Origin of the sequence: Ardenticatena maritima (assembly GCF_001306175.1) — a bacterium.
Taxonomy (GTDB): domain Bacteria; phylum Chloroflexota; class Anaerolineae; order Ardenticatenales; family Ardenticatenaceae; genus Ardenticatena; species Ardenticatena maritima.
In genome coordinates this window covers 175,025-187,761 of sequence record NZ_LGKN01000006.1, presented here as the reverse complement: position 1 = coordinate 187,761, position 12,737 = coordinate 175,025, and the positions used below count along the sequence as shown (strand labels likewise).

Genomic DNA, 12,737 nt, shown 5'->3' with positions numbered 1-12,737 from the left:
GGTTTAGCCTTCCAACGGTGTGCCGGGACCTTCTTCAATCCACTCTTCGCCGCCTTCCCAGACTTCTTTCTTCCATACGGGTAGCGTCTCTTTGGCGCGGTCAATCGCGTAGCGGCACGCCGCGAACGCTGTGGCGCGGTGGGGGCTGCTAATCGCTATCCCAATGCTTGCCTCGCCAATCTCCAAACGCCCCACACGATGAACAATCGCTATCCCAATGACGTCAGGCCAGCGCGTGCGAATTTCTGCCGCAATGCGTTGCATCTGCTTGATGGCGAGCGGCTCGTAGGCTTCGTATTCAAGGTATTCGACTTTGCGCCCGCCGGTTTGGTTGCGTGTGGTCCCCAGGAACGTCAGAATCGCCCCGGCGGAGGGGTGCTCAACCACGTGCCGCAATGCGCGTTCGTCAATGGGCGTTTCAACAATGGCAAAATAGTGGTGGATATGGTGATCGCCGCCTGCAACTGGTGGGATAAACACCACCTCATCCCCTTCATGCAACACATGCTCCAAGGGCACATACTCCGCATTGACCGACCCCACCACACGGTGGCGCACCGTGCCCAACGCCGGATACTGCGCGACGAGTGTTTCCCACGCTGTTTGCAATGTCGCCCCTTCGGGTAAGTCCAGTGTGACTGTCGGAGCGCCGACACGTTCGCGATAACCGGCGAACAAGCGTACCACCACGTTCATCCTACACCTCTTTTCATCCTTGTTGACGCTCTGGCTCCGAGTATACGAGTCTGGCGCTGGCATGGCAAAGTGAAAAATGACACTTGTTTACGCGCTCGCTTTTCACGCGAAACCGATTTTTGACACATGACTACTCTCGCATAGACTAAATGAAACTTTGTTTCAAATTGAACTGTGTTTCAGCGTGGGGGTGTCGTATGAGCATGGTTGAACAGACGCTTCAGGCGTTGCGTGACGCCGGTTTGAAAATCACGGCATCGCGGCGCGTCATTATCGAGACGTTGGCGGAGATGGACCGCCATGTCACAGCGGCTGAACTGCTGGAAGCGGTGCAACGCCGTGTGCCGGAGATTGGCAAGGCGTCGGTGTATCGGACGCTGGATGTGCTGGTGCGGCTCAATGTGGTGCAAGCCTGCACGCTGGGGAGCACCACCACTACTTACATTCTCACCGCAGCCGGTCATCATCACCACCTTGTTTGCCTGGTGTGCAACCGCACAATCGAGATTGATGAGTGCATTTTGGATGAAGCCACCGAAGCCATTGGGCGCAAGTTTGGTTTTGTGGTTGAAGGGCACCTGGTGGAAGTGTACGGCAAATGCCCCGATTGCTCGCAGACACGCTCTACACCAACAACAGAGTAGAGGAGGTTTCCGCAATGCGTTTTCGCATCGTATGGCTTGTTTCCGTTCTCTGGCTCGCCTTGGCGGCGTGTACTTCAACCGCGCCTGAATCGTCGGAGACGGTGCGGGTCATGGCGAGCACGTCTATCATCGGCGACGTTGTTCAGCAGGTCGCCGGTGAACATGTCGCCGTCGAAGTGCTCATCCCCCGCGGACAAGACCCACACGGGTTTGAACCAACACCGCAATTGATGGCGCAACTCCAAACGGCGGATGTGATCTTCATCAACGGCTTGGGGTTGGAAGCCGCCCTGGAAAAAATGCTCGACGCGCCGGAGTTTGCCGACCGGGTGGTGGCGCTTGGTGAAGATGTGCCGGTGCTCTTGCCTGTCGAAGCCGACGGGCATGAGGAAGAAGACCATGACGAAGCCCATGCCGATGAACATGCGCATGGTCCCTATGACCCGCATGTCTGGTTCGATCCGCGCAACGTTGCCGCCTGGGCGGACCATATCGCCGACACGCTGGCGACGCTTGACCCGGCGCACGCCGACGCTTACCGCGCCAACGCCGCCGAATACCGCCGCCAACTTGACGCCCTCGACGCCTGGATTCGCGAACAGGTGGCGCTGGTTCCGCCTGAACGGCGCATTTTGATAACCGATCACGCCGTGTTGGGCTACTACGCCAACGCTTATGGCTTTCAACAGGTAGCGACGGTCATTCCCGGTGTCAGCACGTTGGCGGAGCCGTCGGCGCAAGCGCTCAGTCAACTGTATGAAACCATTCGCGCGTACAACGTGCCGGCAATTTTCGTCAGCGAAATGATCAATCGCCGCGTTGTTGAACGTGTGGTGCAGGATACCGGTGTGCAGATGGTGCTCATCTACACCGGCTCGCTTTCAGCGCCTGATGGTCCCGCGCCCACCTACGAAGAGTTGATGCGCTATGACACCACTGTGATTGTGGACGCCCTGCGCGGCGTTGAGTGAAAAGGAGTGTGCTATGAGTGTGGCGTACCAGCGAAGCCCTGTTGAGGTGTCTGAACCGGCGATGCCGGCGGTTGAAGCGGCGCATGTGAGCGTGCGCTATGGCGCGCGTGTCGCCCTCGAAGATGTGACGTTCTCTGTCGCGCCGGCGACGCGCGTGGCTATTGTTGGTCCCAATGGCGCCGGCAAATCCACCTTGCTCAAAGTGGTGGCGGGATTGATTCAACCTACCGAAGGCACAGTGCGGGTGTTTGGGCGCTCTCCCCGCGCCACACGCGAGATAGCCTATGTGCCGCAACACAAAGACGTGGACTGGCGTTTTCCGCTCACCGTGTACGATGTGGTGATGATGGGGCGTGCGGCGCACATTGGCTTGCTGCGCCGCCCACGCCGAGAAGACCATGAGGCGGTGCGCCTGGCGCTGGCCGAGGTAGACCTGCTCGACCTTGCCGACCGCCAGATTGGGCAACTCTCCGGCGGGCAACAACAGCGCATGTTCATTGCGCGCGCGCTGGTGCAGGAAGCCCGCATTGTGCTGATGGATGAACCGCTCAACGGGTTGGATATCCCCTCTCAGCGCATGGTGTTTCGTATTTGGGACATGCTGCGCGACCGCGGCGTCACGCTGCTGGTGGCGACGCACGACCTGGACCAGGCCAACACGATGTTTGACAGGGTGATGGTGCTCAATCGGCGATTGCTGGCGTATGGCGCGCCGCGTGCAGTGTTTACGCCCGCTACCCTGTCGGCGGCGTATGGTCCTCATTTGCACCTTGTACCCGCCGAGGATGAAAGCGTCATGGTGCTCAGTGATACCTGTTGCGAAGGAGGCGTCCACCAATGAGTCTCGTCGAATGGTTGACCGCACCGTGGGCGTATTCGTTCATGGTGCGCGGCATGGCGGCGGCCGTCATTGTGGGTGTTGTGGCGGCTGTCATTGGGACGTTTGTGGTTTTGCGCGGCATGGCGTTTTTTGGAGACGCTCTTGCACACACCATTTTACCCGGTATCGCCGTGGGGTATCTCGTCAACGGCGGTGTGACCGAGAATCTCTTTTGGTGGGCGTTGGCGTCGGCTGTGGTGGCGGCGGTGGGTATTGGCGCCATTACCGAGCGTGGCGACATTCGTGAAGATACGGCGATTGGCGTTGTCCTCGCCGGGATGTTTGCCTTGGGGATTGCCCTCATCTCACTCTCAGGGAATTACGCGGTTGACCTGGCGCATATCCTCTTTGGCAACGTGCTGGGCGTTTCACTGCGCCAGGTGGGCATGATGGCGCTCTTCGGCGGTGGTGTCTTGCTGGTGGTGTTCGCCTTGTTCAAGGAGTTCGTGCTCATTTCGTTTGACCCCATCTTGGCGGAAACCTTGCGATTGCCAACCCGCCCCTTGCACTACCTGCTGCTTTTGCTGATCGCCGTCACTGTTGTCGTGGCGATTGAAGCGGTTGGGGTGGCGTTGCTGCTCGCCATGCTCATCACACCGCCCGCTACGGCCACATTGTTGACGCACCGCTTGCCGCGCGTGATGCTGCTGGCGTCGCTCATTGGCGCGTTCTCCGCTGTCGCCGGTTTGTATCTCTCGTTCTATTTCAACATGGCGTCCGGCGCGGCGATTGTACTGGTCGCAACGGCCTGTTTCGTGCTGGCGTTTCTCTTTTCCATACAATCGGCAAGCAGGGCGTAAAACGCCCTTTGTTTTTGGCAACCAACCACAAGGAGATTGGTTCGATGAAAGTTGCGTATGTTTTTGCAATGCCACGTTCCGCTAGTTATAAGTTGGGGCAAATGATTTTGCCGCAGTTGGAAGCCGGCACACATGGCGTTGACGTGGTGGGCATGTTCTTTTTTGATGACAACGTTTTTGTCTTGCGTCAGGGAGACCCCATTGGCGAGCGGCTGGCGCGTGTTGCGCGCGAGCAGAACATTTTGCTGATGATGTGCGATATGTGCGCCTTGGAGCGTCATCTCGCCGAAGGTGAACCGCGCTGGTGTGATGCGTCTGGGCAAGGGCGTACCGAACCCGGCGAAGTGCGCCCCGTCAACACGGTTGAAGGCGTACAAGTGGGCTGTTTCCCCGATTTGTACGCGGCGCTTGCCCAAAACCCACCCGACCAGGTGATAACGCTGTGAACGCAAAAACGGGGCGGTGTCAACCGCCCCGTTGTGCTTGTGTGGGCATGCTCACGTTCACATGAGCAACTTCTTGATGATGTTGAGTGTGTGCCAGTACGAACGATACAGTGGCTCCGGCCAACTGCTGGATGGAAGCAGCGGCGGGAAACTGCTCGCCCCCGGTTGGTCGAAGCGGTTGCCGTCGCCCGAGCCGTCCCAAATGATGTCTGCTCCGGGAAGCCCCACCGAGGTCACTTCCGGCACGGGGTCGTAGCCGTTGTTCACCAACTCGTTGTCATGCACCCAGTTGAACTCAGGGTTGGGACCAACGTCAATTTCGTTTTCGTCGAAGCCCAACGCCAGGTTGACGATGGCAATCCCCACACTCTGATTGTCGCGAATGACGTTGTCGAAGATTTCGGTATAGTCGGCGGCGAGCACGAGCAACCCCGTGCCGGCGGGCGCAAGCGAAGCCGTTGACCCCGCAGGGGCAAAATTGGGCGTGTTGTTGCGCTCGGAGATGTTGTTGTACACCTTGCCATTGCGCGCCACTTTGGACGTGAGTTGTGGGAGCAAATCCACAAACAACCCCACAGAGTTGTCGTACACGTGATTGTTGTACATTTCAAAGCCGTCTGTGTTTTCGATTTCGATGCCAATCACGTTGCCGTACGCTACACTGTCGCGCACAACCACGTTCTCGCATTGCCCCGCGTAAATGCCCGCGTCATCCACGCCGGTGGCTTCCACCCGCTCAATCAGCACGTCGGTGCTGTGTACCGGATAGACGCCGTAGGTGCCGGTTTTTTCGACGTAGAGGTCGTGCAGGTGAACACCACGCACACCTTCCACCAGCACGCCATTGTCCGTGTAGTTCTTCACCTGGAAGAACGCCATCTCAAAGTTGTTGCCGCTGGCAATCACGCCATCCGCCAGTTTCCCTTGCCCATCCAGCACAGGCCATTCGCCGCTCTCGTTGGGAACGCCGATGAGGGAGATGTCGCTCATGTCAATGACAACGCGCTCATGGTATACGCCATACGGCACTTCGATCGTGTCGCCGGGGCGTGCGCGGTCAACCGCCGCCTGGATGGTTTCACCCGGCTCGACGCGCAAAATGCGCGGCACACCACTTTCCACACGATTCGGCGGCTCTTTGGCGTTGAATTGGGCGACAAGGTCGCGCGCCGGATTGTCCAGACGCGGCACCACAGGCAAGCCGCTGGGCACTTCCTGGGGAATCGGCGGCATGTTCGATTCATCCGTCAGCGCGTAGAGAAAAGCGACCAGGTCGGCTTTTTCTTGCTCGGTCAGGTCGAACCCTTGCACGAAGGGGTCCACATTTTCAACGCCATGCGCCCGCCCGCCGCCTTGCGCGTAAAAATCAATCACCTCTTCCAGCGTTTGGAAGACGCCGTTGTGCATGTAGGGGGCTGTGAGCGCGATGTTGCGCAGGGTGGGCACTTTGAACGCCCCATCTTGCCCATCGGGGGTGACGCCGGCGCGTCCGGGGTCGTGGGGCAGACCGGGGGCGTCGGGCACGCCGATGATGCGGAAGGTGTCGCTGGCGAAGGTGGGGGCGATGTGGCATTCAAAGCAACGTGTCGCCGCCGAGCGGAACAGGTTGAGCCCGCGGCGTTGCTGTGGCGTGAGGGCGTTGACGTCGCCCGCGGCGTAGCGGTCGAAGGGGCTCATGTTGCTGATGAGTGTGCGCTCGAAGGCGGCAATGGCGCGCTGGATGTTTTCCACCGAAACCGCACTTTCACCGCCGCCAAAGGCTTGGTCGAACAATTCGACATACTCAGGGATGGCGCGCAGTTCGTCAACCAGGGCTTGGGGATCGTCAACGCCCATTTCGTCGGGGTGGGTGAGCGGCACGAAGAGTTCTTCTTCCAGCGAGGCGCTGCGCCCATCCCAGAATAACGAGGTCGCATACCCGACGTTCCAGAGCGTGGGGGTGTTGCGTGCCAATTCAACGCCGCCTGTGCGGTTCGGTCCCACGCCGCTTCCGCCGGCGCCGATGGCGCGCGGCAAACCGTCCGCAAAGCCGTAATCGGGATGGTGGCACGTGGCGCAAGAGATGTCATTGTTGGCGGAGAGGATGGGGTCGAAAAAGAGCAGTCGCCCTAACGCGGCTTTTTCTGGCGTGGTGGGGTTGTCGGGTGGTTCGTTGAGTGGGGGGAATTCGCGTTGCAAGCCGCTGAACGAAGGTTCGACACTGCTGGCGCCGGCACCGGTCACCTCCGGCACGGGGTCGTGCGGGACAGGCATCAGTGCCGTGGTGCCGCAGTAGCCGAGTATGAGAACAAGTACGCCAACGCCCAACCGTATCAACCAGGTGCGCACGCGTTGCATGAAAGGCCTCCTTGCCGCTTGAACCTTTTGACTGTCGGCGACCTTCCCGACCGCCGCGATACCCTATTGCAGTGTGAGCAGAAAATGCACCAGCGCGTCCAATTCTTCGCCGCTCAATTTCTTGCCAAATTCGTTCGGCATGGCGTTGGGGAACCCTTCAACGATGTAGGCGTCTGGTTTGAGGATGGATTGCTCGATGTAGGTGCGGGCGTCCATACCTGGTACACGCTCCGCCGCGCGGGTGGCGATGCCCGCCAACGAAGGTCCCACGATGATGGTATCGGGGGAAAGGGAATGGCAAGCGGCGCAGTGTTGCGAGAAAATGCGTTTGCCGCGTGCGGCAACCGGGTCGAGTGTGGGGGTTGGAGGGGTGGTTGTTCCCCCGCCGCATGCGGTCAGCATCAGCACAAACGCAACAAAAGCGGCAAAGGTGCGCAGGGTCTTCACGTACAATCTCCCAGGTCTTTTTTGATGCTGAGCGTGCGCAGACTAAAAATCGTCCCAATCGGGTTGGGCAAAATCCTCGTCGTCTTCGTAAACGATATCGTCCTCATCGTCAAACTCATCGTCCACCGAACGCCCACGCAGCACGGGGCGACTGCCCCGGTTTTTGTCGTCCGGTGGACCAACAATGCCGCGCTCTTCCAGCAGGTCCATCAGGCGGGCGGCGCGGTTGTAGCCGATGCGCAGTTTGCGTTGCAGGAAAGAGGTTGAAACCCATTCGTACTCTTGCACGAGGTCAATCGCCGTGGGGAGCAATTCATCTTCTTCAACCATCTCGCTGTCCGCAAGAAACTCATCCCATGAGACTTCGGGTTGTGCAATGGTTTCTTGCGGCACATGCGTGCGCCACCAGGTGACCAGCGCGTTGATTTCTTCATCGCTGATAAAAGCGCCTTGCAAGCGTTGCAGTTTGCTGGAATCGGGCGCCATGAAGAGCATATCGCCCCGACCGAGCAGGGTTTCGGCGCCGGGAGCGTCCAGGATGACACGGCTGTCAATGCTGCTGGCGACGGCGAACGCGATACGCGCCGGGAAGTTGGCTTTGATAAGCCCCGTCACTACGTCCACGCTGGGGCGCTGGGTGGCGATGATGAGGTGAATACCGGTGGCGCGCGCCATTTGCGCCAGGCGGCAAATCATGCGCTCGACTTCATCCGGCGCGACCATCATCAAGTCGGCTAATTCGTCAATGATGATGACCAGATACGGCAGTGTTTCTTCGCCCGCCCGTTCCGCCCATGCGTTGTAGGCTTGCAGGTTGCGTTTGCCCCGTTGGGAGAAGAGTTTGTAGCGCCGGTCCATTTCCGCCAGCGCCCAACGCAACGCCCCCACGACTTTTTCCACGTCCGTCAACACTGGTGAGATGAGGTGTGGAATGCCGTTGTAGGGAATCAGTTCCACCATTTTGGGGTCCACGAGCAAGAGCCGCAGGTCGTCGGGGGTGAAGTTGAAGAGCAGGCAGGCGATGATGGCGTTGATACAGACCGATTTCCCGCTCCCTGTCGCGCCGGCGATGAGCAGGTGGGGCATTTTGGTGAGGTCGGCGACAACGGGGTTGCCGCTCACGTCGCGCCCCAACGCAAAGGGGATTTCGGCGTTGCTTTGGGTGAATTCTTCGCTGGTGAGAATGCCTTTCAGCGAGACCAGGTTGGCTTCGCTGTTGGGCACTTCGATGCCCACATAGGGGCGTCCCGGCACAGGCGCTTCAACACGGATGCTTTTGGCAGAAAGCGCCAGCGCCAGGTCGTCCGCCAGCGATGTGATTTTGCTGACGCGCACTTTGGTGCGCTTGACTGTCCCATCGGCGAGACGGCGTTCGATGAAGCCGGGCTTGATGCCGAATTGGGTCACGGTGGGACCGGGGTTGATTTGCACCACTTGCGCCGGCACGCCGAACGCCGCCAGGGTTTCTTCGATCAGGCGGGCGCGTGCCCGTGCGGCCGCCATGTCCACGCCCATGTCCTCGCCGTCATGGAGCAGGTCCAGGGGGGGCAGGTCGCGCGGGTGGGGGCGACGGGTTCGCAGCGGGGGCACGTCGTCGGCTTCTTCCTGTGGTGCAGGGCGTTGGGCTTTGTTCTTGCGGGTCGGTTTGGTAGGTTGAGACGGCGCTTCGGCGTCGTTGGGTGTGGGTGGTGTGGCCGGAGTCTCTATGGGCGCAGGTGGAACGGTAATCGGCTGTGGCGGGGTGCGCCAGCGTTGTGCGGTTTCGCGCAGAGCAGTGCGCCACGCTTGCAAGCGGGCTTGCACGTCTTCGGTTTCGAGTGGAAGGAGGTGAAGCAGGAGCAGCAGCGCCAGCAGGGCGTAGAGCAGCAGCGTGGCGGGTACGCCGATGAGCGTCGCAGGCGCCGAGAAAACCAGCCAGCCGATGACGCCCGCCGGTAGGTCGTCGGTTTGCAATGGGTTGGTGGCGCGGATGCCATGCCAAAGTGCCAGCAGGAGCACCAACAGCATCTCGCCGCCCAGCAAACGCTGCCAGACCTGGATGTCGATCGGACGGTCGTTCGGTTGGGCGAAGAGAAACCAGCCGGCGAGGATGAGCGCCAATGCAAAAAGAGGCGCGCCTGTTCCAAAGAGCAGGCGCACCTCTTGACCATACCAACCGAGGACAAGCCCTGAATCGCGCCAGAGTGCCAGTGCCGTGAATAAACCGCCTGCAATCAGCAAAACACCGGCGACGTCGGCGGCAACCAGGGTGCGCCGCGTCTCCTCTGGCTGTTTCGATTTAGAACGTGCCCGGCGATTCATCGTATTCAGTCATATCCGCTGAGTAATTGACCCCGTCTCCAGATGCTTCTTCATTGTATTCGTATTCGCCCGTCTCGCGCAAGGTCAAGCCAATGCGTTGTTGTTCGGGGTCAATGCTCATGATGCGGGCGCGGATGCGTTGCCCTTCATGCAAGACCATGCGCGGGTTGACGTCGCCGTTCCCCAGTTCGGAGATATGAATCAACCCTTCGACGCCTTCATCCAGCCGCGCGAACGCGCCAAAATCAACCACGTTTGTAATTTCGACTTCGACAATATCGCCTTCTTCGTAGCGCTCCGCGACTTTCAGCCAGGGGTTGGGTTGCAACTGTTTCAGGCTCAGGGCAATGCGGCGGCGTGGGCGGTCCACTTCAACCACATAGACTTCGACTTCATCGCCGGGCGCCAGCAGGTCGCGCGGGTGGCTGACACGTTGCCACGACAATTCCGAAACGTGAATGAGACCGTCAATGCCGCCCAGGTCCACGAAAACACCGAAATGCGTCACGTTGCTGACGATGCCACGGCGGATGTCGCCGGGTTGCACTGTTTCGATGATGTCATCAGGGCAACGCCCTTCCCATTGGGTTGCGCGTTCGCTGAAAATGATGCGGTTTTGCGCGCGGTCGAGTTCGATAATTTTGAGGCGCAATGTTTCACCAACGCGGCTTTCGAGATACGCCTGGCGCGCTTCGGGGGCGCTGATGATGTTGGTGTCGCGCAATTGCGAGGCGGGAACGAAGCCCTGAACGTCTTCCCATTCCACCAGAAGCCCGCCTTTGTTGTAGCCCACTACGGGCAGGTCGAGCGTTTCGCCATTGGTAAAAATCTCTTCCAGGCGCTCCCAAAGTTCTTCGGGAATTTCGACGGGTTCGTATCGGCGCTCCGCCTCATCCTCAGCGCGCGAGGGGATGGCGGGCGCCCATTTGCCTTGGGTCACGATGGCTTGCCAGTATTCTTCATCTGCTGGTTGTGCCCACGGAACATTTGGATACATGAGACAAACTCCTCTATCACTCAATACAACTTCTCTGCCCCTACGTTTGTTTGAACAAAACAAGCCAGTTCCCACACGCATTCTTGGGGGGAACTGGCTTGCTATTCACAAAACAGAGACCTGGACATGCATAGACGTACTCATTCACACATTGCGTCTACTTCGCGAAAGGTGCTGTTCATTATGGAGAAAGTCGGCATTGTGTCAACAGCAACAGGTTGAAACATGATGTCTGGGATTTCCTTGTCAAAATCTGCGCCTCTTTGTATAGTCCCCCCGGCAAATAGAGAGAGGGAATCTTCAATGGCACACAGTGGACGCATGCTTCGACAATGGCTTGTGCCGTTGGTCGGTCTTCTTTGGCTCTTGGCGTGTCGTGCTCCCCAAGCGGAACCGCCGTCTGCGTTGACGGTTTCCGCTGCGTCCGACCTGGTGTTAGCATTTGACGAAATTGGCAACGCCTTTACAGACCAGACGGGTGTGCCTGTGGTCTTCAATTTTGGCTCCACCGGTTTGCTTGCCCAGCAAATTGAAGAGGGCGCACCTGTGGATGTGTTCGCCGCCGCCAATATCGCCTATGTGGAAGACCTTGCCCAAAAGGGCATCATTGACCCCGACAGCATCACGCTCTACGCGCGGGGAAGGTTGGTGCTCTGGACGCTGCCTGAGCACGGATTGACGATTGAGCGCCTGGAAGATTTGACCGACCCACGCATTCGGCGCATCGCCATTGCCAACCCCGACCACGCCCCCTATGGTATGGCGGCGCGCGAGGCGTTGCAGAGAGCCGGAGTGTGGGAAACAGTGCAACCCAAACTCGTGTTGGGCGAAAACGTGCGGCAGGCGTTTCAGTATGCCGCCACGGGCAACGTTGATGTGGCGATCATTGCGCTTTCGCTGGCGATTCCATCCGATGGAGAGTGGGTCCTCGTTCCGGAAACCTATCACGCCCCCATTGATCAAGCGATGGGCATTGTGCGCACCAGCCGCATGCCGCGCGAAGCGGCTGACTTTGTCGCCTTCGTCAACAGCGAAGAGGGGCGCGCCATCATGAAGCGGTATGGCTTCTTGTTGCCCAATGAAACATTGCCTTGATTGGGTTGAGCGCGCACATGCAACGGCGCCTGTGTGCATTGCGTATATTCCCCCCAGATGTTTCAAACAAACAATGACACTTGTGAAAGGAGTGTCTTATGCAATACCAGGCGTTGCTTTCCCGCTCGTGGCACATTTTCAAAACCAACCGCACGTTATGGTGGCTGGCGTTTTTGCTCGCGTTGTCAGGGCGAAGTTTCGGGAATTTCAATCTTCCCGATTTGTCGGGGCAATTTGACAATGCCTCTCCATGGATGGAGTCCTCTCAGATACCCGACCTGTCTCTGGCGCTCATTGTGGGGGCGGTATGTATAACCTTTTTGCTCATGATTGTGTTGGCGGTAGTGCGCTATGTGGCGCGTGTCGGGTTTATTCAAACTGTTGTGCACGCCGAGCAGGGGGAACACCTCTCATTCAAGGCCGCCCTGCGCTTGGGATGGTCAAAAGATGCCTGGCGTCTCTTTCTGGCGGATTTCTTGTTGGGACTGGGCGTTGTAGGGGTCGCGCTCCTGTTTTTCATCTTACCGCTGTGTGGCTTGCTCGTTTTCGCCGATGCGTCACTTAGTGCAGGGATTGACGTAGTAGGCGTCATCTTCATAGTCATATTCATCCTCATCGGGCTTCTTGCTCTCTTTATCGTGAGCGCGATCGTTACGCTGCTCTCCAATCTCGCCAGCCGGGCGATTGTCCTTGAAAAGTGGGGCGCACTGGAGGGCTTGCAGGTGGCATGGGACCTGGTGCTCACCAACGTAAAGACTTTGTTGGTGCTGTTCTTGATAGCGTTTGGCATTGGGTTGCTCAGCGGTGTTGCGCAACTCGTGGTCATGTTTGTTGTAGGATTGCCATTGCTCTTTGTGGGAATTGCCATCTGGATGGCTGTTGAGAGTATCGCGTTGATGGTCATGTTGGCGCTGGTGGGTATGCTGCTGCTCTGGCTGGCGAGCGCCATTTTGCAAGCGCCCTTCGAGGGCTTTCTGGAAACATACTGGACGCTTGCATTTCAGGAGTTGCGAAAGCCGGCAACGGCGACCCCCGCGGCCTGAGCGACGTTTCGGAATAGAGACACAGCGCGGCTGAGGCTGCGCTGTGCTGCTTTTGTCAACCAAACAGATTGAGGAACCTG

Annotated in this window: 12 protein-coding genes; 7 read left to right on the top strand and 5 right to left on the bottom strand. The window is 58.8% G+C overall.

Translation table 11 applies throughout. The annotated features are described in order from the left end of the window. Positions 1–3: 3 nt before the first annotated feature. Entirely contained in the window at positions 4–696 is a 693-nt protein-coding gene (locus SE16_RS11685) for a molybdenum cofactor biosynthesis protein (RefSeq protein ID WP_054492375.1), read from the bottom strand. Between the two features lie 197 nt (positions 697–893). Here SE16_RS11685 and SE16_RS11680 point away from each other — a divergent pair, with 197 nt between their 5' ends. Genes SE16_RS11680 through SE16_RS11660 form a run of 5 tightly spaced genes read left to right on the top strand, consistent with a single transcriptional unit; the run spans position 894 to position 4,437 of the window. Beyond that, positions 894–1,340, top strand: a complete 447-nt coding sequence (locus tag SE16_RS11680) for a Fur family transcriptional regulator (protein ID WP_054492374.1) — start codon at positions 894–896, stop codon at positions 1,338–1,340. Positions 1,341–1,354: 14 nt separating this feature from the next. Further along, positions 1,355–2,311, top strand: a complete 957-nt coding sequence (locus SE16_RS11675; RefSeq protein ID WP_054492373.1) for a metal ABC transporter substrate-binding protein — start codon at positions 1,355–1,357, stop codon at positions 2,309–2,311. Positions 2,312–2,324: 13 nt separating this feature from the next. Continuing rightward, positions 2,325–3,152: a metal ABC transporter ATP-binding protein gene (locus SE16_RS11670; RefSeq protein ID WP_054492372.1), complete on the top strand. Its 828-nt coding sequence runs from the start codon at positions 2,325–2,327 to the stop codon at positions 3,150–3,152. Next, entirely contained in the window at positions 3,149–3,991 is an 843-nt protein-coding gene (locus SE16_RS11665; RefSeq protein ID WP_054492371.1) for a metal ABC transporter permease, read from the top strand. The genes SE16_RS11670 and SE16_RS11665 overlap by 4 nt, the downstream gene beginning before the upstream one ends. Before the next feature lie 44 nt (positions 3,992–4,035). Further along, positions 4,036–4,437, top strand: a complete 402-nt coding sequence (locus SE16_RS11660; RefSeq protein WP_054492370.1) for a SaoD/DsrE family protein — start codon at positions 4,036–4,038, stop codon at positions 4,435–4,437. Positions 4,438–4,494: 57 nt separating this feature from the next. Here SE16_RS11660 and SE16_RS11655 read toward each other — a convergent pair whose 3' ends face one another. The 4 genes from SE16_RS11655 to SE16_RS11640 all read right to left on the bottom strand — a co-directional run bounded on the left by SE16_RS11655 (position 4,495) and on the right by SE16_RS11640 (position 10,519). Beyond that, positions 4,495–6,774 (bottom strand): parallel beta-helix domain-containing protein, encoded by a 2,280-nt coding sequence (locus SE16_RS11655; protein ID WP_054492369.1) that lies wholly within the window; start codon positions 6,772–6,774, stop codon positions 4,495–4,497. A 63-nt stretch (positions 6,775–6,837) separates the two neighbouring features. After that, positions 6,838–7,221, bottom strand: a complete 384-nt coding sequence (locus SE16_RS11650) for a c-type cytochrome (protein ID WP_054492368.1) — start codon at positions 7,219–7,221, stop codon at positions 6,838–6,840. Positions 7,222–7,263: 42 nt separating this feature from the next. Beyond that, positions 7,264–9,522 carry a DNA translocase FtsK gene (locus SE16_RS11645; RefSeq protein ID WP_060687628.1) on the bottom strand — a complete coding sequence of 753 codons (2,259 nt, stop codon included), beginning with the start codon at positions 9,520–9,522 and terminating at the stop codon, positions 7,264–7,266. Then, a complete protein-coding gene (locus tag SE16_RS11640) occupies positions 9,500–10,519 on the bottom strand; it encodes a 30S ribosomal protein S1 (RefSeq protein ID WP_054491721.1) in 1,020 nt (339 codons plus the stop codon). The genes SE16_RS11645 and SE16_RS11640 overlap by 23 nt, the downstream gene beginning before the upstream one ends. Positions 10,520–10,822: 303 nt before the next feature. Here SE16_RS11640 and modA point away from each other — a divergent pair, with 303 nt between their 5' ends. Further along, positions 10,823–11,614, top strand: a complete 792-nt coding sequence (modA, locus tag SE16_RS11635; RefSeq protein WP_200907155.1) for a molybdate ABC transporter substrate-binding protein — start codon at positions 10,823–10,825, stop codon at positions 11,612–11,614. Between the two features lie 98 nt (positions 11,615–11,712). Continuing rightward, the gene (locus SE16_RS11630; RefSeq protein ID WP_054491722.1) at positions 11,713–12,657 is read left to right on the top strand and encodes a DUF7544 domain-containing protein; all 945 of its coding nucleotides are present in this window, start codon (positions 11,713–11,715) and stop codon (positions 12,655–12,657) included. Positions 12,658–12,737 lie beyond the last annotated feature (80 nt).